Below are 23,876 nucleotides of genomic sequence, written 5' to 3'. Positions count from 1 at the left end.
TAGACTTGCTAGAACGTTTCATTGCTAAAAAGCTAAGCGCAGTAAAGCATCAATACGTTCGCTGCAGCTTGTTAAGTTTGTAAAGCTTCTGCGTTATCTTTGTATAGAGTCTAGCCGCGAAGCGTTCTAGCATTTAGCTGTTATTTTTGGGTATAAAACAGCAACAACATTTATGTGATGGAAAATACTCCAATCGGCTTAAAGGTCGATAGATGTTGTTTGCTGTGGATACACTTGGTTTCTGCCATTCTTTTTCGCTTGATACAAATATCTGTCGGCATTGTTGATAAGCTCATCAATATTTTGATCATCGGTTAATTGTGAAATGCCAATACTGATGGTTAGACTAATCTCGTGTTTAAGAAAATACACCTTATGATGGTGTACGTTAGTACGAATTTTTTCTGCAATGACAGAAGCTTGCTCAGCCGAGGTTTGCGGCAGAATAAACAGAAACTCTTCGCCTCCCCAACGTGCGACACAATCTTGCTGCCTCACACTCTGTTTAAACACCTGCGATAACTCAGTAAGCACCATATCGCCGCAATTGTGGCCGTATTTATCATTGACCATTTTAAAATGATCAAGATCGCAGAGCAAAACAGATAATGGTTCGTTGTTTCGTGAAATTCTTGATTTTTCCTGCTGTAAAATGGTTAACGCATTACGTCGGTTAGCCAGTGTCGTTAATGGATCAGATAATGCGAGTTGTTGATATTTTTTACCGAGCTTCAGCGCACTATTGTAGGATAACATTCTTGAATATTCATATAACGCGGAGAGGAAGGTAGTGGTTAAAAATGACAATATTAACCGGACTTTAAACTCAGTTGAGTAAGTTGCATATTGAGGCATCTCTATCGGTGAAAACATAATAATAGCGATAATACTCAAGAAAAATAGCAGGTTAACCAGACCATAACTTAATCCCAGTACATAGACGGAAACTGGCGCCACAATAAATATCCACAATGGACCTGTTTGTTCCACCCCGCCAGTAAAGACTAAGTAGAACATCAGTATATATAACGAGTAAATGATAATAAAAGAGCTCAGGTTAAGCTTGTTGTATTTTTTGAGTACAATGTAAGCCAAACAGTAAATGATGCTGGAGACAAATAGAGTGATGGTTAATACATTATTACTGTTAAATAAGCTTATTACGCCCATCACAAAAGTCATCGACATTCCGACTAATGAAAACAGAGATATAACGCGAGCCTGCTGAAGTTCTCCGTTACTTTTACTTTCATTTTTAATGAATGTTAGCAATGGGTCATCCTTTAAATGCTTAGTGCCGATATGTCGTTAGAATTGATTTGAGTGATGTTTGATATTCAAAAAGAACATGTATAAAGAATATTATTTAGAGTGACATGAATTAAGCTTTTATCCAATGATCTTTTTAACATGCCCAATTTAACATGCTTAAAGTAATTAAAGCGGTAACATCGGTAAGGGTGATAACCTCGAATGCATTGCTGACAAAGTGTTCGGCGGATTGTTAGGGCGATAACAATGATGAAAAGCGTATGCTTCGCTTACATAGATCACTAAAAATCTATAGCAAAATAAAGCTATAGCAAAATAAAGCGGGAAGGGGGATTCGATTCGACTGTTGAACTTTTAATCTTTCAGATTCATCGCTTTTATAGAATCTATCTGCGAAGCGTCCTAGTGTTTAGCTTGTGAATGTTTAGGTTGTGGATATTGAGAGTGACAAAATGACGTGACGGCTTTGATAGAAACAAGCTGCAAAGCGTTCTAGCACTTAGGCTTAGAACGCTTTAACAGCCTTAGTTTGAGTTATTCTTCGTCGTTAATGTCTGCATTGTGGTAAACGTTCTGAACGTCATCACAATCATCAAGAGCCGCTAAGAACTTTTCAAAACTTTCAATATCTTCACCAGTAAGTTCAGTCATTGTTTGTGGCACAAATGCTAAATTCTCTACCTTAAAGTCTATCTCTGGAAAGGCTTCAGTTAACACAGTGCGCGCATTGTTAAACTCAGATACGGGTGCAAATACGCTGATGATGCCATCTTCTAGCTCTACATCGGCAACGTCGACGTCGGCCATCATAAGCAATTCAAGAATGGCTTCATCGTCTTCACCTTCAAACACAAAAACTGCTTGATGTTCGAACATATGGCCAACAGTACCAGGGCTACCTAACTTGGCATCATTTTTAACAAATGCTTGGCGAACCTGAGTAAATGTGCGATTACCATTGTCTGTTAAGCAGTCAACAATCACCATGCAGCCGCCAGGACCAAAACCTTCATAGCGGGCGGTATCATAATCTTCACCACCACCACCACGAGCTTTTTCAATGGCACGTTCAATTACGTGTGCAGGAACTTGATCTTTCTTCGCGCGGGCAATCAAGCTACGTAGTGCTAGGTTGCCATCTGGGTCGACGCCACCTTTAGCGCAAATATAAATCTCTTTACCGTAACGTGAGTAAATTCGTGTCTTTTGGCCAGCGGTTTTCGCCATGGACTCTTTTTTATTTTGATATGCTCTGCCCATCTTAATCTCGTTTTATTAAATGTTTAAAGGCTAAAAATTGTCACCGATTCTAGCAGGAATAAGTTGTGCTGTTTAGGTGCTGGTTCTAAATTTTGCATAAATAACCTTGTAGCAAAATAATAAAAGTTTATCAAACAGTCCTTTGCCCTAGTCACTAGGTTGCATTCACGTACAATAGATCTGCAATTGCCAAGTAAATTGGTGTTGTTTATAAGGCAACAAAAACGTTTGCGATGACCCTCGTGAAATCGTCTGACTTTTTGCGTTGGCCTATTTCTCATCCCGAGATGAGGTTTAATAGGCTTGTTTACAGTGTAAATACTGCATAATAAAACGCTAGCACCTCGCACTTACAGGACATAAGTATTCATATTTACACATCAGTTGTGTTAAGTTTATGTGCTAAGAGCATTAAATCGATAATACAATTTAACAGTGTATTATCGTATAAAGCCGAAATATAAAAATAAGAGAAACGACTTCTCTATTGGGTGAACTCAATATTGAAAGTCCATTGTTTCATCCTTTTACCCTGAGATGTATTGATGAGTTAGATGATCAATATCATTTCTAAACTTAATCAGTATGTTAGAAATGAGAGTCCGAATATGAAATCTGAATCTGCTGAAGGTCAAACGTCAAATACGACGGTGACTATTTTGTATTACGAAGCCCCTGTTGGTTTAGAAATGCATAATGCTGTGATGACCGATCTGCAAATCAGCCAAACTGGGCGTGTAATGATCCCTGAATCATTTCGTCGAGGTAAATCTATTATTGCGGTATTAGAAGGCGAGTGCAAAATACTTAACTCACTGGGTGAACGTGTTTACTCACAACGAGTTATGAGCAAATTAGAAAATTAAATGAAGCTCAAGTAAAAAAAAGACACGTGAAGTGTCTTTTTTTTTGTAATTTTTAACATGTGGGCATTTATCACGCGAGTTAGCTGTACTATTTTACCGGCTCACAGCGTAGTAAATCAGCTAACAGTTTATCTGCTAAAGGCTGTAATACTTGCTCATTAGGCTGAGTGTGAGCCACTGTTCGTAAACCGTATATTCCCATCACTAAATACTGCGCTAAAAATTGACTGTCGCTGTCCTGTGCTATCAGCTTCTGCGCTTTTGCTGTATCGAACACCATTGCAAGTGACTGGTGCCATAGCTGTAAAAACTGGCAAGTCATTTGTTTTATTTGTTCATCTTGCTCGCCCATTTCACTGAGTGACTTGGTCAGTAAACACGCCTGGGTTGCATCACAGCTTAAACATTCTTGTACGATTAGCGCTAAATAAGCACCTAAGTTGTCGACTGCTGATCGGTCATTGGCAAACAATTGCTGAAACTGTTCATTACGATCTTGTTGGTATTGCTCAATAGCAGCAATAAATAAGCCTTTTTTATTATCAAAGGCACAGTAAATTGACCCCGGATGTAGCCCCGTTGCTTTAGTGAGATCTTGCATGCTGGTTTTAGCGTATCCATTCACTAAAAAGGTGCTCATTGCAGCGCGTAAAACCGTTTCTCTATCAAATTCAGCGTGTCTCATATCTGGTCACTTCTGGTCAACAACAAAGCGTGATAACTCATAACGCTCGAGTCTAACTACATTTGATCGATTATTCAAAAAATACTTGAATGTGTATTCAATTAAGATTAATCTTGAATGTATATTCAAGAAAGGAGATCGCACATGACGGCAAGTTTATTTACACCATACAAACTCAATGACACCCTAACATTATCAAACAAGATTTTAATGGCACCATTAACGCGTTGTATGGCGGATGATGATCTTGTTCCTACTCAAGCTATTGCAGACTATTATGCTCGCCGTGCTGAAGCGGGTTTGATTATCAGTGAAGCGACAATTATTCGTCCAGATGCACAAGGCTATCCAAATACCCCTGGTTTATTTACTCCAGCTCAAATTGACGGCTGGCGCGTAGTGACCGATGCGGTGCACAAAAATGACGGAAAAATTTTTGCTCAGCTTTGGCACACTGGCCGTGTAGCACATCCACATTTTTTTGATGGTGGCGACGTATTATCTGCTTCTGCACAAGCTGTTGAAGGTACTGTGCCTAGAATGCGCGAATTAGTTTACCAAACGCCAAAGGCTGCCACGTTAGATGATATTAAGCAGTTAGTTGTTGATTATGCTCAAGCAGCTGCAAATGCGATTGATGCTGGTTTTGATGGTGTCGAGATTCATGGTGCTAATGGTTATTTAATTGATCAATTCTTACATCATGACAGTAACCGTCGTGAGGACGAATACGGCCAAACCCCTGAAAACATGTCACGTTTTGCTTTAGAAGTAGTTGACGCTATTGTTGCCAGAATTGGCGCAGATCGCACCGCTATTCGCGTTTCTCCAGGTGCCTATTTCAATATGGCTACCGATCCACGCGACCGTGACGTGTTTGACTACTTGTTACCTGAGTTAGCTAAACGCAATTTAGCATTTTTACATGGCGGTATTTTTGACGATTCAATGCAGTTCGATTACTTAGGTGGCAGCATATCGACCTACCTACGCAGTGTTTACACTGGCACCTTAGTGGGTGTAGGTAGCTACACCGCCGAAACGGGTAGTGCAGCCATTACCGACAACAAGTTTGATTTGTTGGCTATTGGCCGTCCATTTATTGCTAATCCAGATTATGTGGCAAAAGTACGTGATGGCGGCGAATTAGTGGCATACGCCGATACCATGTTAACGGAATTGATTTAACCTAGTTTGTTGTTTTACGTTACTGATTTCAGCAGAGGTTAGTAAAACGTAGTTTGTAGGAATCCATTTCTAAGCAGTATTTTCTATGTTAGAAATGGCGCTAAAGTCATCAACCCCAATTTTTGTTTTTTAGCATCCGTCTTGGCCACAGCTTTTGCTGTGGTCTTTTTTTGGCAGAAATTTGTCTCAGTGGGTGCACTCTATTACTATGTCGACAATTTTCGGCAAAGAGAAACATGATGCAAACACTGCAACAATTAAATGATGGTTTGTTACTGGGTTATCAACGAGTCAATATCGCAGAACAACTGACGGAGTTTCCTGTAAAACTGTTTGAGTTAGCCGATACTCTAGAAGTACTCGATCTTAGCAATAACCAATTATCGTCATTGCCCGATAACTTTGCTGACTTGCATCAACTCAAAATCTTGTTTGTGTCGAATAACCTATTTGAACATCTACCAGCCGTATTAGGCCAGTGTCCAAAGCTCGAAATGATAGGTTTTAAAGCCAATCAAATTCGCACCGTACCCGAAACATCCATTCCAAAGCAAACTCGTTGGTTAATATTAACCGATAACCACATTGAGCAGTTGCCAGACAGTTTAGGTCAGTGTCATCGTCTGGAAAAACTCGCGTTAGCGGGTAACCGATTAACCGCACTGCCTAATAGTATGGCTAATTGTCATCAATTGGCTCTTATCCGTTTATCGGCTAACCAGCTTACCGCCTTACCATATTGGTTATTTGAGCTACCTAACTTAGCCTGGTTGGCTTTTGCAGGTAACGCGTTTAGTCATGTAGAACATTGCGATAATACTCGCGTACCTATAGTGCCATTAACCCAGTTTACGTTAGGTCAGTTACTCGGGCAGGGCGCATCTGGATTAATTTATCAAGCAACTCACCATACAGAAAGCTCAGTTGACACAAGCTTTAGCAGCGACGCTGATGTCGCAATTAAATTGTTTAAGGGCATGGTAACCAGTGATGGTTATCCAGCAGATGAGCTTGATTGTTGCTTAACCGCTGGCGAGCACCCTAATTTGATTAATGTGGTGGCACAAATTAATCAACCAGAACAACTGGGTTTAGTGATGCAACTTATTCCGCCAAGCTACGGCAATTTAGGTTTACCGCCGTCGTTGCAAACCTGTAGCCGTGACACTTTTGAAGCGCAAACGGTATTTACCTGGGCGCGCATTACTCATATTGCCAGCCAAATGGCTGATATTTTGGCTCACTTACACCAAAATGGTATAAGTCATGGTGATATTTATGCCCACAACATCATGATAAATACCCACGATAACGTGCTGTTTGGTGATTTTGGCGCCGCCTCAAATTTAAAGCAGTTCACCCCACAGCATTTGCAATTAATGCAAGCTATTGAGGTTAGGGCGTTTGGTTATTTGGTCGATGACATGCTAAACCTCATCGATAACCCAGACACACCACAAGCGGCAATGTTGCGCCAGTTAGTGCAAGATTGCTTGCAGCACAGTTCATCAACCAGACCGACTTTTAAAGCGCTGTTACCACGTTTAGCGAGCATTGCTTAACAGCTAAACACACTCGGGCTAGGGCATCATTAGGTTTAACCAGCCTAGTTGTTTCTTAGCTCGAGTAAATGGTTTTAGTTAATAGCTCTAATGAACAGCTCAAGTGAATCGTTCAGCGAATAAAAAATACTGAATATGGTCTTTAGCCACACACTACATTATAATCAAATTATCATGTCGTAATGAAAGGCTAGCCCACTGTGGAAAATAAAACTGCACGTTTTACTGTATTAATGGACCCGCTAAAAAAGCAGGCATTTGAACAACTGTGTGCTGCGCAAGATCTCACCCCATCACAAGTCACCCGTCAGCTTATTCGCGAATACCTCGAAAAGCATGATGTGAGCTTTGGTGACAATCAAAGTCGCCCTAATCCACAAGTAAAAAGCTAAGCTTCAATTCGCCTATTGTTAGGCTATTGGTGACACTAGTGGTAATTCCAATAGTCACGTTAGCAGGCTAGTGGATCAGCTGGTTTATCACCCTAGGGTAGTCAATTTGTGATAATGGCATTATAATGTTATTACAATATTCGGCAGGGTAGATGTTTTTCTATCTCACGCCAATCGATAAAGCCTGTCGAACTGCGTATTAGCGCTATTAACTTATTCGACAACTGCCAAGAACACAGAGAGTAAAGATATGAGTGATGTAATCCCGCCATGCCCAAAATGTGAGTCTCCGTACGCTTATTCAGACGGCACATTGTTAATTTGCCCAGAATGCGCCAATGAATGGAACCCAAATGAAGAAGTGGTTGATCCAGACGCCATCATTTTAAAAGATGCCAACGGCAATTTATTAGCAGAAGGCGACAAAGTCACCTTAATCAAAGACCTTAAAGTAAAAGGTTCATCACTCGTGCTTAAAGTCGGCACTAAAGCAGTGATCAACCACTTTGTCGACGGCGACCACGACATTGACTGTAAAGTCGATGGCAACGGCCAAATGATGCTGAAATCGAAGTTTGTTAAAAAACAAAGCTAATAACGATTGAACTAGTCGTTATAAGTGACCATTAATCAGCTTTAGGCTGATTAACAAAAAATCCCCGCAGGCAGCAATGCCAGCAGGGATTTTTTATGGACGCTTTTGCCTACTCTTATTAGTAATGTAGCCAGAGTCAATAAATTTGACTATGTGCAACAGCATGACTAGAAGTGCTGTTGTTGATTATATAGTCTTGGAAAAGTTTGACTTGGAAAAAATGTGCAACTCAAGTGACAGTTACACTGAATCTACCACTTGCACGTTACGTGACTAAATTTTAGCCTACTAGCTATTATGCTCATTAATACTTGATTTGATATATTTATCCATGATTTCTGGTGCTAGTTTTCTTGTGGTTTCAAGGATGGCTTCTTTTTGCCACTCAGAAGCAAAAGGAGAAATCATAAATCCTTCTGTAAGCATGTTGAGGTCACAATCAAATTGTATCACCGGAGGCTGGAGCTCTGGTGCTGTAGATGTAACTGGTATATTAGACCAATCGGTTCTAGCAGTACTATTGTTTAGTAAGAACCTTATTTCATTCTCACTCTCATAGGCTATTGATTTACAACAAAGTGGAAGTTCATTCATCTGCAGATATTCAGGGTTTTCTGTAATTACCCCATAAGCTACTTTGTAGCAACTAGGTGAGGGGTTCGTAAATCCAACACTGCGAAAAAATGATTTAACAGAAGATTGTATTGCAACTCCAAGCCTAGCATTCCCAGTATATGCATACCAAAGTGAGCGGCATTCACCTTCTTTAGCATTCCAGCACACAGCATAATAATCATGTTTTAAATGCGCAATATGGTCTACTAAACTTTTACCAAGCTGCTTTTTATTATCTTTTGTAAGAATATTAATTAGGTATTCAACTTCATTTCTATCAGAAAACTCTGCTAATTTTGAAAATACCATTTTTTGGGTAGTTAGCATGGATAACCATTTTTCTAGACTGAGATATCGCCATATCGTTATGTTATCGTCTCTATTTAGCTGGTATTTTTGTCGCCATTCTTTAGCGTTTTCAATCTGCATAGTTATCTTCCTAATAATGTAAATTCGTCCATTTAGTCAAATATTGTATAGCTGTTAACTGAATATGGTCTAAATAAGATACTTTAAAGTAAAGCTCTAACCATAGTAACTCTTCGATTTGAAATTAACCCGCAGGCTCAATGATTCTCCGTCCGAAGTGTCCGAAATAGCGTGATGAAAATGCCGTAGTGACATCATGGATGATGGCACAGGCTCAGGGGTACATGGATGTACCATCTGAGCCGTTAGGCGATTTTTATTATAGCTATGAGGATCAACACTTTGTCGGAGCTGCTGGGGAGATCCAAGAGGGGAAAGCAGTTTTTCCCTTCTTGGTCGGGTGTGGGCGAAGCGCCACGACGTTGCTTATATTCAAAAAGCGATATTATCATACTCATAACTGTTTAATATGAAGATTGAAATTGGCATTAACGATGTAAATGTTGCCTAGGCAATAAGTATCAATGAAGTGTTGGTATCGAATAAACTAATTGGATAATAAAACTCATCCAACCACAAAAATAAAGCGGATTAAACTGAGCTAGCAGATAAAGAAAAAGGGCTTAGCATTGCTGCTAAGCCCTTTCGGTAATTGGTGGAGGCGGCGGGACTTGAACCCGCGTCCAGAAAGCCTACATCCTCGGCACTACATGTTTAGTCTCTCTTTTATTTAACCAAGCAGTCTCCGAAAGACAGGATGCTACTTGGTGAGTCCGGTACTGTTTCGCGGTTCACCCCCGGACGGAGTTCCCTCGCTAGCACACTGTAATATGACCATCAGAATCCACTGTCCACGTGCGAAACGTGTGGTTGATGGCTAGCTAGCCTAAGCTGCTAGAGAGTAGTTAGAGTCGTTTGCAACTATAACGGTGCGGCTTTTTACGAGGCCAACCGCCCCTCGACATGCTCCTTGGGTTTCGTGAATCCTGTCGAATCCAGAATCGCCCCCAATTGAGTTAACTATAACGCTTTGTTAGATGAATACCTAGTGTCCATTAACAAAATATAATCGTTTGTTCACTATCTGTTCGTTATAGGCCTGTGTTCAATAACAACTTATCAATTTTAATTGTTTCAGTGGCCTATCAACGAGATTAAGCGTTTTCTTTGTCTTTTTTCATTACACGAGCTTTTTCAATTTTCCACTCGCGTTCTTTGGTGTCTTCACGTTTGTCGTGATCTTTTTTACCTTTACCTAAGCCAATTTCAACTTTTACCCAGGCACCTTTGCGCCAGTACATTGATAGTGGCACCAAGGTGTAGCCTTGACGTTCAATTAGGCCGGCAAGTTTGTCAATTTCACTGCGCTTTAATAGCAGTTTTTTGGTTCTGATTGGATCACATATTACATGGGTTGAAGCTGTATTAAGTGGTTGAATAGTACAACCATGCATAAAGGCTTCACCCTCTTTAATATAGACATAACAATCAGATAAATTTACTTTACCCATGCGAATGGACTTAACTTCCCAGCCCATAAGTTGTAATCCCGCTTCGATTTTGTCTTCTATGCGGTATTCAAAGGTCGCGCGTTTATTGCGTGCGATGCTCGCTGAGGCGTTTGCTGATTTCTTTTTTACCATTATTATTACCGTTCTGATTGCCGTTATTGACCTGAAGGATGGTGCTGGACAACCCGCAGTGAGCCCATTTGATAAACTCTATTATGCTAATACTATTAACTAATAGATATGGGGGAGATTTTTGATATTTCAACGATTATACCCAGTTTCTTGGTGATTGTGTTATTTCCAACGTGATTTAACGCTCTCGGAGATGCCTTTTTTATTTAACGTGATAAAATCGCACTATTGTATTAAGGATAGTGATGTCAGATGCCCAAGATTTCCAAAAGTATGCTGGTTAGATTTAGTGCCTTACAGATGTATGATTTAGTCAATGATGTTGAATCGTATCATGCTTTTCTACCGGGCTGTGTCGGTGGTAAGGTGCTTGAGTTTGATGGTCAAACCATGGTGGCATCGGTTGATGTCAGTAAGGCGGGGATCAGTAAAACATTTACCACCCGCAACCAAGTGATCCAAGCTAAATCGATTTCACTTGAATTGGAAAATGGCCCGTTTAAGCACATGCATGGCTTGTGGAAATTTACTGAGCTGACTGAAGATGCCTGTAAAGTTGAATTTGATTTGGACTTTGAATTTTCAAACATGCTGGTTGATATGGCGTTTGGTAAAGTGTTTAAGGATTTGATGTCGTCGATGGTAATGGCATTTACCGATAGGGCAAAGGTGATTTATCGTGATTAATGAAACAGAAAAGTTCTCGGTAGATGTTATTTATGCATTGCCAAAACAGCAGAAAATTATTTCGGTGATGGTGTCGCCAGGTACCACATTCATTGAAGCGGTTAAGCAAAGTGATATTATTAAATTTTTTCCGGATATTAACCTTGAAGAGGTTAAGCTTGGGGTGTTTAGTCGCCAGGCCAAACATGATGAAGTACTCGTACCTGGGCAGCGTGTTGAAATTTATCGGCCGTTAATTGCAGACCCTAAAGATGTTCGTCGTAAGCGCGCTGAAAAAGCTAAAGATGAAGGTCGTATTAATAAAATTACTGGTGCTAAAGTTAGCTAATATATTAATCTTAAATTTTTTGCTAAGCCTACCATGTTGAATCTAGATTGATTTTATTCCATCAGTTAATTCGAGCAGAGTTAACTAGATTGATCAAATTATAATATTAGAAAAATGTCATAAAAAAAGCAGGACTCTCGTGAGAGGTCCTGCTTTTTATTGGCATAAATCACATGTTATCGTGGTTTATGTTGGTGCATTATCATTTTCAGCTTGGTTTTTTAACGCAGGACGTTGCTCTTCAACCAAAGGTTTCGCATCTGGGCGAACTTCTGGTAATAAAGGCTTAAGATCCGGTTCGTTAACCGACGGCAATGAGCTTTGATCAAGCGGGGTGTTAAATTCAGCACTTAAGTCATAATCACCAGCAACACTGGAGATCTTGTCGCCATTAAAATGAATGATTAATTCTTTATGGGTAATGCTGGCATCTCGACCACTTTTAAAATGATACACATAATACCAAGTGTCATCGGAGAAGCTGTCGCGCAATACTGGACGACCTAAAATATATTCTGCTTGCTCTTTAGTCATGTCGACACGAAGTTTTTCGACTTGCTGTGTTTCCATGTAGTTGCCTTGTGGCACGTCTGGCTTATAAATCAACCAATCAAACACACTGCATCCGCTAAGTGATAATGAAAGCGCTACTGCGCTTACAAGGGTAAGACTTTGTTTTTTGTTTATCATTGTCTGCGCTACTTCCTAAATTCTGTCGGTCATCATACCCAAGCAGTCCCTATGCTGACAAGGGTCTATTAGAAGATGTTGTGGTTTTGAGTCAATTTAGCGGTTGAAGTTCCATTTTCTTCGATAAATAAATTTAGAGTAAATTTTCATTTTTATTTAACGTTGTACAAAAAATGTTGGTAGGATGTTGCTCAATTTGTGATTTAGATGCCCTAGATAACGTTTAATAATGTCAATCGCTATTAATACATAAGTCACTGATAGTTTTATTTTATGCTTTTATTTTGCATTATAATTATTTCAAAATAAGAAACCATGATGACGAGACAACAATCACCAATAGCAACATTAACCAGAGCAAAAAAAGGCAACCTTGTTTGTGTTGGAACGGGATTACAACTAGCAGGGCAAATAGGTGCATTAAGTTTGAGTTATATAGAGCATGCTGATGTGGTATTTTCGTTAGTGCCCGATGGTTTTTCAGAACGTTGGTTAATGTCGCTTAATTGTGATGTTCGCTCACTTCAACCTTATTATGCTCAACACGATGAGGTAAAAAATCGTCGTGATACTTATGCAGAAATGGTTGATGCTATCTTAGATGAAGTTCGCCTAGGTAAATTAGTTGTATGTGCCTTATATGGTCATCCTGGGGTATTTGCCTGCGTGGCGCATTGGTCCATTAAACAAGCCCGCAGTGAAGGTTTTGACGCTAGCATGTTGCCGGGTATTTCAGCTGAAGCTTGTTTGTGGGCTGATTTAGGCATTGACCCAGGTCATAGTGGCCACCAAAGTTTTGAAGCAACGCAGTTCATGCTTTATCACCATATTCCGGATCCTACAACGCATCTGTTACTTTGGCAGATTGCTCTTGCTGGTGAACATACCTTAACTCAATTTAGTAGCACTAAAGATAAATTGCAGATTTTGGTTGAACACTTAAATCAGTGGTATCCGCTGACTCATGCAGTAATTATATATGAAGCAGCAAATTTGCCATTTCAATCACCTGTTATAGAGCGCATACCGTTATCTTTATTGCCAGAGGCTACGCTAACGACGATTAGCACGTTGTTAATTCCTCCAGCGCGTCCGATGACACTTAACCATGAAATGTTAGCCAAATTAGGCATAGTGGAATCAGATATTGGCTAAGTATTTTGAATGGTTGCTGACAAATGAGTTAATTAGGAAATAGTATGTTTAAAACGACTATAATTTTATCAATAAGTTACGGATGGGTGCTATAGAGGATAAGTGATTCAATACTTATCGAAAGTGATGAAGTTTTTATTGATAAAAGATTTTAGTAAGCAATTTATTGTAGAGATTTGTCATAAAACAATTGGTTATGACGTTTTTTGTCGACGGGCAGACCCAGTAAAGTTAAAGTTGTTACAAATGATAATCACACAGATGTAAATTTAAGTCGTTAATTACAAATATAATCTAGAATAGAAGGTTACGATATGTCTAACATGAATACATTTTTTACTAAGCTTGGAACTGACGCCGCTTTATTGGAAGCATATAAGCTTGATCCTCGTGGTGTAATGAAATCAAATGGATTAACACAAGAAGAGATTGATGCTGTGATGTCAGGAGATAAAGCACGTGTTAGCCAGTTGTCTGGTGATAAAGAAATGGCCATGTATATGATTATAAGTAATCCGACAGAGTAATTATTTTTTGCCTCAAATATTGATGTATTTTTTTATTATCATCGTGTTGCTTTTTAGCCGCGCGGCGATAGCTGGCAACGTCGATTATGATAAAGAACTCGACACTATAGAACAATCTTTGAAGACTGACATTGGTTATGCCATTGAAAAGATTGATATCGCGTTATCCTCTGAATCATTACTTACCGCAGCACAGCATAGTCGTCTGTATATGTTGCTAGGTACAAAAAATCTTTATTTAGGTCATTTTGTCGAAGCAGATAAAGCTTTAGATAAAGCACTGACTTACGATCCACTCGGTGAAGAACTCACAAATATTTATTTATTGAAAACCACCGCAAATATAGGATTGAGTAACTATAAAAAAGCTTTTGCTCTTTTAGAGGATAACCTTTCTCGTATCGACAGTTATCAAGATCAAAGTATAAAAATAATGTCTTATATTCGTCTGATGAATGTGTATTTACAGCTTGATGCTTATGAGGAAATGCTACGTATAGCGCAATTAGCACTAAGTCTAAATCAAGGTAAAGACCCAAAAAGCGAATGTTTTTCGATGCTATATCACTCAGTGGCTCATTTGAAATTAACCCACTTTGACCAGGCAGAGGCATTATTTACAGACACCCAACTTTATTGCAAAAACCATGGTTTTACATTGATAGAGATTATGTCTATCAAGGGTAAAGCTAATGTGTTGTTTGATAAGGGGTTGTATGCTGAAGCAGAACCTTTTTACCTTGAGGCTTTAGAGCGTTATCAGAAGTTTCAATTTCAAATTGAAATTAACGAAATACAGTCTTATTTGAGCTCGATATATTTTCATCTGGGTGATTACCAACAAGCTGATATGTTTGCGCAGTTAGTTAATGCTTTACCTAATAAGCCTAGCAACATGCAGGTAAAAAAACGAGTTAGTGAAATATTGTCTTTAATTGCGGGTAAACGTGGTCAGTTTGATAAAGCATATCAGTATCAAGTTGTGGCATCTGCACTTGGTCAGCAATTAATTGATGAACAGAAAATAAAAGAAAATGCCTATCAAATGGCTCGCTTTGATAGTGTGGAAAAAAATCGTGAGAATACTAGCTTGATCCAAGACCATGAATTACTGATGAAACAAAAAGATTTATTCATGAAAGAGAAAAGCTCATCAATTATGTTTTCAACATTATTAGTAGGGCTTTCTGTAGGTTTATTGTTGTTATTAATCTCTGCTTGGATGCAACGTAATCAATTTATGAAGCAAGCGCAGCGAGATGGATTGACAGGTATCTTTAATCGCCGCACCGGGCAAGAAATGGCAGAAAATGAATTTATTCAAGCTCAAATGCTTGGTGAGTCATTCTCTGTGTTGTTGATGGATTTAGATTTATTTAAAAATATTAATGATCAATATGGCCATGCTACGGGTGATTGGGTGTTAAAAAAGGTCACACATGTGATTGGTGATATGTTGAAGCCGACTCATATATTTACCCGAATGGGCGGTGAAGAGTTTGCTATCTTTATGCCAAAGCAAACTGAAGATATCGCGGTTGAATTTGCCGAGCAGATCCGCAATGCAATAGCCAATATTAACACTCGTTTCTCAGGACACGATTTTACTGTCACGGTGAGTTGTGGTGTGAGTAGTGTCGATAAGGATGACCTAAGCCTCGACCCGTTAATTCGCCGTGCGGATTTAGCGCTGTATAAGGCCAAGCATAATGGTCGAAATTGTGTCATCTGTTTTAACGACACCATCAAATAACGATAGTCATCTAGCTTTATATCTCTCCCTGAAGTGTCTACCTTGAGTAAATCAACATATGCTAAACCAGCTTGTCACTTGTGATAGCGTCTAAACGTTGGCACTACACTCGTTGTTTAATGTTATTGTGCTCTGGTTTATGAATGTTAATCAAACCACTTATTTACCGTAATCTTTAGTGTATTGATTAGTCTTAGGCTTGGTATAAGTGTTCCTTGTAAGTCGAACAGCGGGTAAATTGAATCGTGCAGGTTTGAAATTAATCTCGTTTTATTGTGTGATGTCATTTTTAATAGTCTGAGCTAAGGTTATGCATTTACAGTGTCTGCACCAAATTGCTTCAAGGAAAATCCTCCGCCACAAATGCTAACGGCATTTCCATTTATTCATCAGTTGCAACATTAGTTATTCAATTCATTACGTAGCGTTTGCGATACCTTGTTGCCACTCTATCTGAGCTAGAGCTGAATCATTAGCGATTTATCGACAGATGCCAATTAACATACAGTGAACTAAGCCTCGTTATTACCGACATATTCCGCCAGATCTGAGCACTATTTATTACTCTTCGCTGCACCATTGTGGTTCTTAATTGCCCCATTTATGAAGTTTTTTCAATTATTTTTAAAAAAAATGCATTTTATTTAAAACAAACCAATCTGCTTGAGCTTGTTGATCGGGTGACGTAACTCACATTGTAAGCTATTAAAATGGCTTTTTTGATTACGTTTACGTAAAGGTAAGTTTAAAACAGTTGTTTAAATTTGACGTGTAATTGGCTTTGTGTAAGTCTTTGTTTTTAATTAGTAAAATGTTATTACGTATAGGTAAGCTAGAAACGTTGCAAAATTGTTTAATTAAATAGTATAGACTAAAGATTGGTAAATAAATATTTACAGTTGGTTATTATATTACAACCTTTTTTACCATTATCATTTGCTGGTCAATTGGTAAGATGAATTTCACATGGCAACTTTAAAGTATAAGCTCTATTATATAAACGTTATAGGTAACAGAGGTTTGTAGTGATTAATTCGTGTTGGTAAGACCATTTTATGTGATCGGAGGCACTGTTTTTCGAGTCGTTTTGGTAAGGAGCAGACTGTTGCAATTACAAACGTTTTTGGTTAGTTTTTAGTACGAAATAGACATTTGAAAGTTTTTGGTAAACAGTCAGCTTCAGTTAAATGTTATTAGAAATGGTTTATTTGAACGCTAATAAGTACAGCGATGATTTGGTACAGACAGGCGGGATAAATAGACAGTAGATAACATCACTACACAGTGAAGCATGACAATCAATATCAAAACAGACAGCATTTAGGGAGCCATTATTATGACGGCAGAACAGTTAGTTGCTCAATACAGTAAGTCCACAGCAAATGCTGATGATTCGGTTAAAACTGATCTCACGTTTATTGGGCCTACTGTTAATGGCCAAGAAGAAGTTTTTAACCTTGGCGCCGTGGCTTTCCTTGATTCGTTATGTGCAAAATTTGTTGATGAAGTACCCGAGCTATTAGCTAAGCGTAAGCAAAAACAAGCCCGTATTGATAATGGTGAGTTACTTGATTTTTTACCTGAAACTCGTGCAATTCGTGATGGTGATTGGACTATCCGTGGAATGCCTGACGATCTCACTGATAGACGTGTTGAAATTACCGGCCCTGTTGATCGTAAGATGATCATCAATGCTTTAAACGCTAATGTAAAAGTGTTTATGGCCGACTTTGAGGATTCATTAGCACCGAGTTGGCAAAAAATTGTCGAAGGACAAATTAACCTTCGTGATGCCGTGCGCGGTGATATTGAACTAACTGTCCCTGAAACAGGTAAGCATTATTCGTTAAATCCGGATCCTGCAGTGTTAATTGCTCGTGTACGTGGTTTGCATCTTATTGAAAAGCACATTGAATACAAAGGCAAACCCATTCCTGGCGGTTTAGTCGATTTTGCTATGTACTTTTACCATAATTATCGTCAACTTTTAGCTAAAAAATCTGGACCTTACTTTTATATTCCTAAGTTAGAAAGCCATATAGAAGCGCGTTGGTGGGCGAAAATTTTTGCCTTTGTAGAAGAACGTTTTTGCTTACAGCCTGGCACCATTAAATGTACTTGTTTAATTGAAACATTACCTGCGGTATTTGAAATGGAGGAGATTCTTTATGAACTTCGTTCAAACATTGTCGCGCTGAATTGTGGCCGTTGGGATTATATCTTCAGCTACATCAAAACCTTAAAGAACTATCCTGATCGTGTGCTACCCGACCGTCAAGCGGTAACTATGGATACTAAATTTTTAAGTGCCTATTCACGCTTATTAATTAAAACTTGCCATAAACGTGGCGCATTAGCCATGGGCGGAATGGCAGCATTTATTCCTGCCAAAGATGAAGCAACTAACGAACTGGTATTACAAAAAGTACGTGGCGATAAGGAGTTAGAAGCTCGCAATGGTCATGATGGTACTTGGGTTGCTCATCCGGGTTTAGCCGACACAGCGATGAAAATTTTCAATGATTACATCGGTGGCGATAGAACCAATCAATTACACATTACGCGTGATGTCGATGCACCCATTTTAGCCAGTGAATTACTTGAGCCTTGTCAAGGCGAGCGAACTGAAGCGGGCATGCGGTTGAATATTCGAATTGCTTTGCAGTACATCGAAGCGTGGATCCAGGGAAATGGTTGCGTACCGATTTACGGTTTGATGGAAGATGCCGCCACAGCAGAAATATCGCGCACTTCTATTTGGCAATGGATCCAGCATGGCAAAAGTTTATCCAACGGCAAATTGGTCACTAAAGCATTGTTTAAAGACATGTTGAAAGAGGAAATGGCCAACGTGAAAAAGGAACTTGGCGCGGAGCGTTTTAATGCAGGTGAGTTCGCCAAAGCGGCAGAATTATTTGAACAAATTACTACCTCTGATGAGCTAGTCGATTTCTTAACATTACCAGGATATGAACTGTTAACGGCGTAATGTCGGATAACGATATTAATTACAACACTACTGAATTAGGCAAAGTTGAATGATTCACTTTGCTACCCTCATACAGGAAGGGGCGACACTATGACTACACAACCAACTCGTCAGCAACAGGTTGATTCAATTAAGAAAAATTGGGATGAAAATCCACGTTGGAAATCGGTTAAGCGTCCTTTTACTGCTGAAGAAGTTGTCGCATTACGTGGCTCTGTTGTGCCAGAAAATACCATTGCTAAAATGGGTGCTGCAAAATTGTGGGAACTGGTTAACGGCGGCGCTAAAAAAGGCTACGTAAACTCACTGGGCGCACTTACTGGTGGTCAAGCTGTACAACAAGCAAAAGCGGGAATAGAAGCGATTTACTTATCAGGCTGGCAAGTTGCTGCTGACGCTAACTTAGCGGGCACTATGTATCCAGACCAATCACTTTACCCAGCAAACTCAGTACCTGCAGTTGTGAGCCGTATTAATAACTCATTTCGCCGTGCTGACCAGATTCAATGGGGCAAAGAAGTAAATCCAGGTGATGACAATTACACTGACTATTTCCTACCTATCGTTGCTGATGCAGAAGCCGGTTTTGGTGGTGTATTGAATGCATTTGAACTAATGAAGTCGATGATTGATGCTGGTGCTGCAGGTGTTCACTTTGAAGACCAATTAGCGTCTGTTAAGAAGTGTGGTCACATGGGCGGTAAAGTCCTCGTACCAACTCAAGAAGCGGTGCAAAAGTTAGTTGCTGCACGTTTAGCGGCAGATGTCAGTGGTGTTGATACCTTGGTTATTGCACGTACAGATGCTAATGCTGCTGATTTGATGACTTCAGATTGTGATGAATATGACCGTGAGTTTGTTACTGGTGAACGTACTAACGAAGGTTTCTACCGCGTTAGAGCTGGTTTAGACCAAGCTATTTCACGTGGTCTTGCTTATGCTCCTTATGCTGATTTAATTTGGTGTGAAACAGCTAAACCTTGTCTTGAAGAAGCGAAGAAATTTGCTGATGCCATTCATGCACAGTATCCAGACCAACTACTTGCTTATAACTGTTCACCTTCGTTCAACTGGAAGAAGAACTTGGATGACGTTACGATTGCTAAGTTCCAGCAAGAGTTGTCTAACATGGGCTACAAGTACCAGTTCATCACGTTAGCGGGCATTCATAACATGTGGTACAACATGTTCGATTTAGCCTATGACTACGCACGTGGTGAAGGCATGAAGCATTATGTTGAAAAAGTACAAGAGCTTGAATTTGCTGCGGCTAAGAAAGGTTATACCTTCGTATCGCACCAGCAAGAAGTGGGTACAGGTTACTTTGACCAAGTGACTACGTGTATTCAAGGCGGTAAATCGTCAGTAACAGCGCTAACGGGCTCTACTGAAGAAGAACAGTTTTAATCGTTAGTCCCAACCGTTTTACAAGTTTGGTCACTTTGTGACTGTTGTAACCCCGTACGGCTCACCTACAGGTCGTACGGGATTTTTATCCAAATATAATGGTTTATAAGTCAATGCTTAGTTGTTGAACCTGATTGTTTGGATACTTCCTACCCGTAAGTTTTTTCCAACCACATTATTGTGATTGCGGCTCTTGTGAGCCGTTTTTTTTGCCCAATATTTATCGTTTATGTAGATGTCACTTTTGCACCCAAATGAACCCCGCTTATCTCGAACGACACTTGCTCAAAAATTGCAATTCCTGAATAAAGTGATCTAATAGCGATATAACATGTCATTTATTCGTTGTGCTAGCATCAGTGTGATTAATTCACTAATCAGTGGGCGCAGGGATATGAGTATTATTGTTTTACTTTGATACGTGAGCTAGCTTAAGCGAATAGCAATATCTACAAGACACCGTGATGAAATTGAGTATACTAAAAACAATGTTTGTTATATTTAGGTTAATTTTTGAAGGCGATGACTCAACAAAAAGGGGCTGATTACTGGACCAAGCGGATTAGTGATCAAGAAATGCCTGCATTATGTTCAACAGTGCGTGATTTAGAAAAGTTGGCAAAAGACGATGTGTCTTCGTTATCTTTGTTAGGTCGAAGTGTCATGCACGACAATGCACTCACCTCGCGTATTTTGCGAGTGGCAAACAGCGCCACTTACAATAAAGGTATTAATCCTGTTTCGACCGTAAGCCGTGCAGCGGTTGTATTAGGTTTTGATACAATTCGCAACATATGCATTACCGCAAAACTACTCACCAGTTTACTTGAAAATAAGCACCTGAGCGAAAGTGTCTATCAACGTTTATTAAAACTGATGGCGCAATCTTTTCAGGCGGCGATGCTCGCTAGAATGATGATGAGCGACCGTGGAGAATCGCTACGTGAAGAGGTGTTTATTGCCTCGTTATTGTATCGAATAGGTGAAAGTGCTTTTTGGAGCATGGGCGGTGAATTAACCGAACAGCTTGATAAAAAGTTGTTAGCGACTGACGATAAAATTGAACAAAACTCATTAATTCGAACTGAACTAGGTACCTCTTTTACCCAGCTGACCCAAAGCATTGCCAGAAGCTGGGGCTTAGGTGAAGTACTGATTAAGTCTTTAGCACAGCCAGACGAGCGCATGCCTGAGATCCGTTGTATTTTTTTAGCCGATAAGTTATCAGAAATCGTGTCACAGCCTAAAGTTAACGCTGAAGAGCTGCACAAACGCCTATCTCAAGCCGCAGAAATGTTAGACATCAGTGTGGATGAATTTACTGAAAAGTTTATTGATTGCAGCGAAATAACCCATAAATTAGCCATTGAATATGGTGCCAAAGCCATAGTGTCTTATTTACCTAATACCGCAGACGTATTAGAGCATGTCGACGCTCCTATTGAGCTCTCTGAGATAAGGCAAACCAATCAAGGTTATCAGTTAAGTAAATTGAGACAATTAACCCATTATGCCGTGGTTAAAACTGATTTTAATCAAATAATGCACACCACATTGGAAGGAATGTTAACCGGCGTTGGTTTAGATAGGTGTGGTGTATTGTTACTATCCCCAAGTCGTAAATTATTACAACCAAGGGTGATGATGGGTGATGGCGCTGAATTATTAAAACAAGCCTTTGTGATTGAACTAGACGACCCTCGATCCGTTTTTACTCAATGTATTGGGCAAAAAAAGAGTGTGTGGGTAAATGCACCCACCACCAAAGAATGCAAAGTTCAAATTGATGATGTACTCGTTGAACGCTTTTCTCAAAATGGCTTTTTATTAGCGCCGCTCTTTGTTGGACAGAAAGTGTTGGGATTATTTTATGCCGATAGGCAGGGTACTGGACGTCGTTTTGAGCAAGAGGATTTCGACAGTTTCACTCACTTTAGTGAGCTCGCTAATGTGTGTTTTGGGGTGTCGATGACATAGGATGGGTATTGAATATTTCCCATTCAATACAATCGGTCTAGAGAATAGCTAACTATTCACTATTATGGTGGTCATCATACTCGACAATGGCCACCATATTGTTTAACTGCTATTGCATGATTAAGCTGGTAATTCGTTTGGCTTTATCGTTTGGAATTGGAAAACTCAAATGGTATTGCGCTATTTTCCATCCTTCAGAGGTTTGTACCAACGCACCTGTACCCCGGCTTACGCCATATGCTGGGCTATAGAGCTGCTCGTCAAATACAATCGTATCGTCAATTTGTAATAAGTGACGCGACTTTAAATCGTAACGCCAGCCTTTAGTGGGTTTGGCATAATGTTCAAACTCAACCATATTCCAACGCTCTGAATCATCGGTACCAATAAACACCGCTTGTGGATGATAAAGGCTAAAATAAGTGGTCCAGTCAGCAGCAGCTGCACTTTCATGTAATAGATTTAACAAAGCGCTGACTTCTTGGCTGTCTTTTTCTGATAAGCCTTGGCTATCAATTAACTCATTTTTTTGACTAATGTCTTTTATAATCGCTTCGCTTTCGGAGCTCACTTGCTGACTAACTTGTTTGTTTTTTGGCTCAGTTTGGCTCTGTTCAAGTGTTGATTCTTCGGCTTCAGTTGCATGTAAATCGAAGGCAGCCACTGTCGTCATTAACACGGCGATAAAACCGAGTCGGTGAATGATTGATTGCATAGTATTCCTGTTTATTTAGTAAATTATTATTATGCGTTTTAATACTTTTCTAATGCCAATTTATTGGGTCTAGCTGATAAAACTGGCTTAATTCTTTATACAATTGTTGATGCTGTTGGTAAAACTCCACGGGTCGTTCAAAAAACGTTTCACTTATCACAGCAAAAAACTCCGCCGGATTGGTCGCGCCGTAATAGTTAAATAATGACGGGATATGTTGTTGAGCGCAATACTGAAGTTGCTTAAATTCTTGCCCTAATGTGCTAGACCATGAGCGATACGAAGTAATATCGCGCAGTGGTGGTGCACCATTAGCCGTTCCATCTTCTTGATCAAGCTGGTGAGCGAATTCGTGTATCACAACATTGCTACCATCAAACGGGTCGGCTGCGCCTTCTATAGTGCTGTTCCATGACAATACGACTTTACCATATTCCCAAGATTCTCCCAGCAACACATTACGTTGGCTTGATTGTACTCCCGCGAGATCCGTGCGGTTTTTCTTAACGATAAACGCGCTTGGATAGACTAAAATTTGTTTCAGTTTTGGGTAATAGTTAGTTTTACGATTGAGTAATAACAAACAAGCTTGGGCTGCAATTGTTACTTTTACTTCGTCGTTGATTTCGAACCCGTCACAACCGACAAATTGTTTCTCATTAATGAATATCTGAATATGCTTTTTGAGTTGAAGTTGCAAATCCGTCGGCATGGCTTTGAAATAAGGAAAACGCTTTTTTAATATATGACGCCATTGAGTGGGGAATGGTTTGCTGGTGATAATGTTACGTTGACGGTTGAGACGCCATTGGCTACTGACAATCCATGCCACAGCTGTTATTGATATAACGAGCAATATTACAATCGCGATCATAGAAGTGTCCTGGTAGTCGAAGAGGGCGCCAAGATTGATATTTTAAGCTTATGTATTATCTGAGCTTGCAATGTTTAATATGACTTGTTTATTTCATTCGCTGGCTTTTTCATTCCATGAGTATTTAATGGGGCAGTTTGTGAGTAAATTCAAGCTTTAGGAAAAACTAAATAGCAATGAGAGTGATAAGTGAAAACGTAGTTTGCCTAGCGTGTAGGTTGGAGTTTTGGATAAATAAAAGCACTGGCTAGCAAATATTAGTCTTATATTTACTGCCAGTGAAAGGGCGGGGATAAAGTGGTTGTCGTTGTGTTTGGTAAAAATTAT

Annotated in this window: 21 protein-coding genes and 1 other RNA gene; 13 read left to right on the top strand and 9 right to left on the bottom strand. The window is 39.6% G+C overall.

Features of this window, described 5'->3' with window-relative positions; translation table 11 throughout:
- Positions 1 to 198 precede the first annotated feature (198 nt).
- Together EGC86_RS07460 and EGC86_RS07455 are read right to left on the bottom strand one after the other, a co-directional pair.
- Entirely contained in the window at positions 199 to 1,272 is a 1,074-nt protein-coding gene (locus tag EGC86_RS07460; protein WP_123777117.1) for a GGDEF domain-containing protein, read from the bottom strand.
- A 534-nt stretch (positions 1,273 to 1,806) separates the two neighbouring features.
- Positions 1,807 to 2,532, bottom strand: coding sequence for a YebC/PmpR family DNA-binding transcriptional regulator (locus EGC86_RS07455; protein ID WP_011636560.1), 726 nt, complete (start codon positions 2,530 to 2,532; stop codon positions 1,807 to 1,809).
- A gap of 608 nt (positions 2,533 to 3,140) precedes the next feature.
- On the opposite strand from EGC86_RS07455, the gene EGC86_RS07450 reads away from it, so the two are divergent.
- Positions 3,141 to 3,398, top strand: coding sequence for a TIGR02922 family protein (locus tag EGC86_RS07450; protein ID WP_123777116.1), 258 nt, complete (start codon positions 3,141 to 3,143; stop codon positions 3,396 to 3,398).
- A gap of 88 nt (positions 3,399 to 3,486) precedes the next feature.
- Here the strand turns inward: EGC86_RS07450 and EGC86_RS07445 are convergent, their stop codons facing one another.
- Positions 3,487 to 4,083, bottom strand: a complete 597-nt coding sequence (locus tag EGC86_RS07445; protein WP_011636562.1) for a TetR/AcrR family transcriptional regulator — start codon at positions 4,081 to 4,083, stop codon at positions 3,487 to 3,489.
- Positions 4,084 to 4,227: 144 nt separating this feature from the next.
- On the opposite strand from EGC86_RS07445, the gene EGC86_RS07440 reads away from it, so the two are divergent.
- From EGC86_RS07440 to EGC86_RS07425, 4 genes are all read left to right on the top strand, one after another.
- A complete protein-coding gene (locus tag EGC86_RS07440) occupies positions 4,228 to 5,271 on the top strand; it encodes an alkene reductase (protein WP_011636563.1) in 1,044 nt (347 codons plus the stop codon).
- 239 nt (positions 5,272 to 5,510) lie between these two features.
- Positions 5,511 to 6,833 (top strand): leucine-rich repeat-containing protein kinase family protein, encoded by a 1,323-nt coding sequence (locus tag EGC86_RS07435; RefSeq protein WP_245423125.1) that lies wholly within the window; start codon positions 5,511 to 5,513, stop codon positions 6,831 to 6,833.
- Positions 6,834 to 7,033: 200 nt separating this feature from the next.
- The gene (locus tag EGC86_RS07430; RefSeq protein ID WP_011636565.1) at positions 7,034 to 7,225 is read left to right on the top strand and encodes a ribbon-helix-helix domain-containing protein; all 192 of its coding nucleotides are present in this window, start codon (positions 7,034 to 7,036) and stop codon (positions 7,223 to 7,225) included.
- Positions 7,226 to 7,475: 250 nt separating this feature from the next.
- Positions 7,476 to 7,820, top strand: coding sequence for a zinc ribbon domain-containing protein YjdM (locus EGC86_RS07425; RefSeq protein WP_011636566.1), 345 nt, complete (start codon positions 7,476 to 7,478; stop codon positions 7,818 to 7,820).
- A 288-nt stretch (positions 7,821 to 8,108) separates the two neighbouring features.
- Here the strand turns inward: EGC86_RS07425 and EGC86_RS07420 are convergent, their stop codons facing one another.
- From EGC86_RS07420 to smpB, 3 genes are all read right to left on the bottom strand, one after another.
- Positions 8,109 to 8,864 carry a hypothetical protein gene (locus EGC86_RS07420; RefSeq protein ID WP_123777114.1) on the bottom strand — a complete coding sequence of 252 codons (756 nt, stop codon included), beginning with the start codon at positions 8,862 to 8,864 and terminating at the stop codon, positions 8,109 to 8,111.
- A gap of 593 nt (positions 8,865 to 9,457) precedes the next feature.
- Positions 9,458 to 9,813: a transfer-messenger RNA gene (gene ssrA / locus EGC86_RS07415) on the bottom strand.
- A gap of 145 nt (positions 9,814 to 9,958) precedes the next feature.
- A complete protein-coding gene (gene smpB / locus EGC86_RS07410; RefSeq protein ID WP_011636568.1) occupies positions 9,959 to 10,447 on the bottom strand; it encodes an SsrA-binding protein SmpB in 489 nt (162 codons plus the stop codon).
- Between the two features lie 252 nt (positions 10,448 to 10,699).
- On the opposite strand from smpB, the gene EGC86_RS07405 reads away from it, so the two are divergent.
- Together EGC86_RS07405 and EGC86_RS07400 are read left to right on the top strand one after the other, a co-directional pair.
- Positions 10,700 to 11,134 (top strand): SRPBCC family protein, encoded by a 435-nt coding sequence (locus EGC86_RS07405; RefSeq protein ID WP_011636569.1) that lies wholly within the window; start codon positions 10,700 to 10,702, stop codon positions 11,132 to 11,134.
- On the top strand, positions 11,127 to 11,462 hold the full coding sequence (locus EGC86_RS07400) for an RnfH family protein (RefSeq protein ID WP_011636570.1): 336 nt from the start codon (positions 11,127 to 11,129) through the stop codon (positions 11,460 to 11,462). Before EGC86_RS07405 ends, EGC86_RS07400 begins: the two co-directional genes overlap by 8 nt.
- A gap of 186 nt (positions 11,463 to 11,648) precedes the next feature.
- On the opposite strand, the gene EGC86_RS07395 is transcribed toward EGC86_RS07400, so the two are convergent.
- Positions 11,649 to 12,152 (bottom strand): outer membrane protein assembly factor BamE, encoded by a 504-nt coding sequence (locus tag EGC86_RS07395; RefSeq protein ID WP_011636571.1) that lies wholly within the window; start codon positions 12,150 to 12,152, stop codon positions 11,649 to 11,651.
- Positions 12,153 to 12,467: 315 nt separating this feature from the next.
- Between EGC86_RS07395 and EGC86_RS07390 the strand changes: the two genes are divergently transcribed.
- The 6 genes from EGC86_RS07390 (at position 12,468) to EGC86_RS07365 (ending at position 21,960) form a co-directional block, all read left to right on the top strand.
- Positions 12,468 to 13,307, top strand: a complete 840-nt coding sequence (locus EGC86_RS07390) for an SAM-dependent methyltransferase (RefSeq protein ID WP_123777113.1) — start codon at positions 12,468 to 12,470, stop codon at positions 13,305 to 13,307.
- A gap of 314 nt (positions 13,308 to 13,621) precedes the next feature.
- Positions 13,622 to 13,834 (top strand): hypothetical protein, encoded by a 213-nt coding sequence (locus EGC86_RS07385; protein WP_011636573.1) that lies wholly within the window; start codon positions 13,622 to 13,624, stop codon positions 13,832 to 13,834.
- 7 nt (positions 13,835 to 13,841) lie between these two features.
- Positions 13,842 to 15,587: a GGDEF domain-containing protein gene (locus tag EGC86_RS07380; RefSeq protein WP_123777112.1), complete on the top strand. Its 1,746-nt coding sequence runs from the start codon at positions 13,842 to 13,844 to the stop codon at positions 15,585 to 15,587.
- Between the two features lie 1,336 nt (positions 15,588 to 16,923).
- Positions 16,924 to 18,576: a malate synthase A gene (gene aceB / locus EGC86_RS07375; protein ID WP_123777111.1), complete on the top strand. Its 1,653-nt coding sequence runs from the start codon at positions 16,924 to 16,926 to the stop codon at positions 18,574 to 18,576.
- Between the two features lie 90 nt (positions 18,577 to 18,666).
- Complete coding sequence (gene aceA / locus EGC86_RS07370; RefSeq protein ID WP_123777110.1) at positions 18,667 to 19,983, top strand: isocitrate lyase; 1,317 nt, start codon at positions 18,667 to 18,669, stop codon at positions 19,981 to 19,983.
- A 522-nt stretch (positions 19,984 to 20,505) separates the two neighbouring features.
- Positions 20,506 to 21,960 carry an HDOD domain-containing protein gene (locus tag EGC86_RS07365; protein WP_123777369.1) on the top strand — a complete coding sequence of 485 codons (1,455 nt, stop codon included), beginning with the start codon at positions 20,506 to 20,508 and terminating at the stop codon, positions 21,958 to 21,960.
- 109 nt (positions 21,961 to 22,069) lie between these two features.
- Here EGC86_RS07365 and EGC86_RS07360 read toward each other — a convergent pair whose 3' ends face one another.
- A complete protein-coding gene (locus tag EGC86_RS07360) occupies positions 22,070 to 22,675 on the bottom strand; it encodes a nuclear transport factor 2 family protein (protein WP_123777109.1) in 606 nt (201 codons plus the stop codon).
- Positions 22,676 to 22,724: 49 nt separating this feature from the next.
- A complete protein-coding gene (locus EGC86_RS07355) occupies positions 22,725 to 23,549 on the bottom strand; it encodes a M90 family metallopeptidase (RefSeq protein WP_123777108.1) in 825 nt (274 codons plus the stop codon).
- Between the last annotated feature and the right edge of the window lie 327 nt (positions 23,550 to 23,876).

This window comes from Shewanella frigidimarina, from assembly GCF_003797125.1.
In the GTDB taxonomy this organism is placed as follows: Bacteria; Pseudomonadota; Gammaproteobacteria; order Enterobacterales; family Shewanellaceae; genus Shewanella; species Shewanella frigidimarina.
This window is presented reverse-complemented; position numbering and strand designations above follow the sequence as displayed.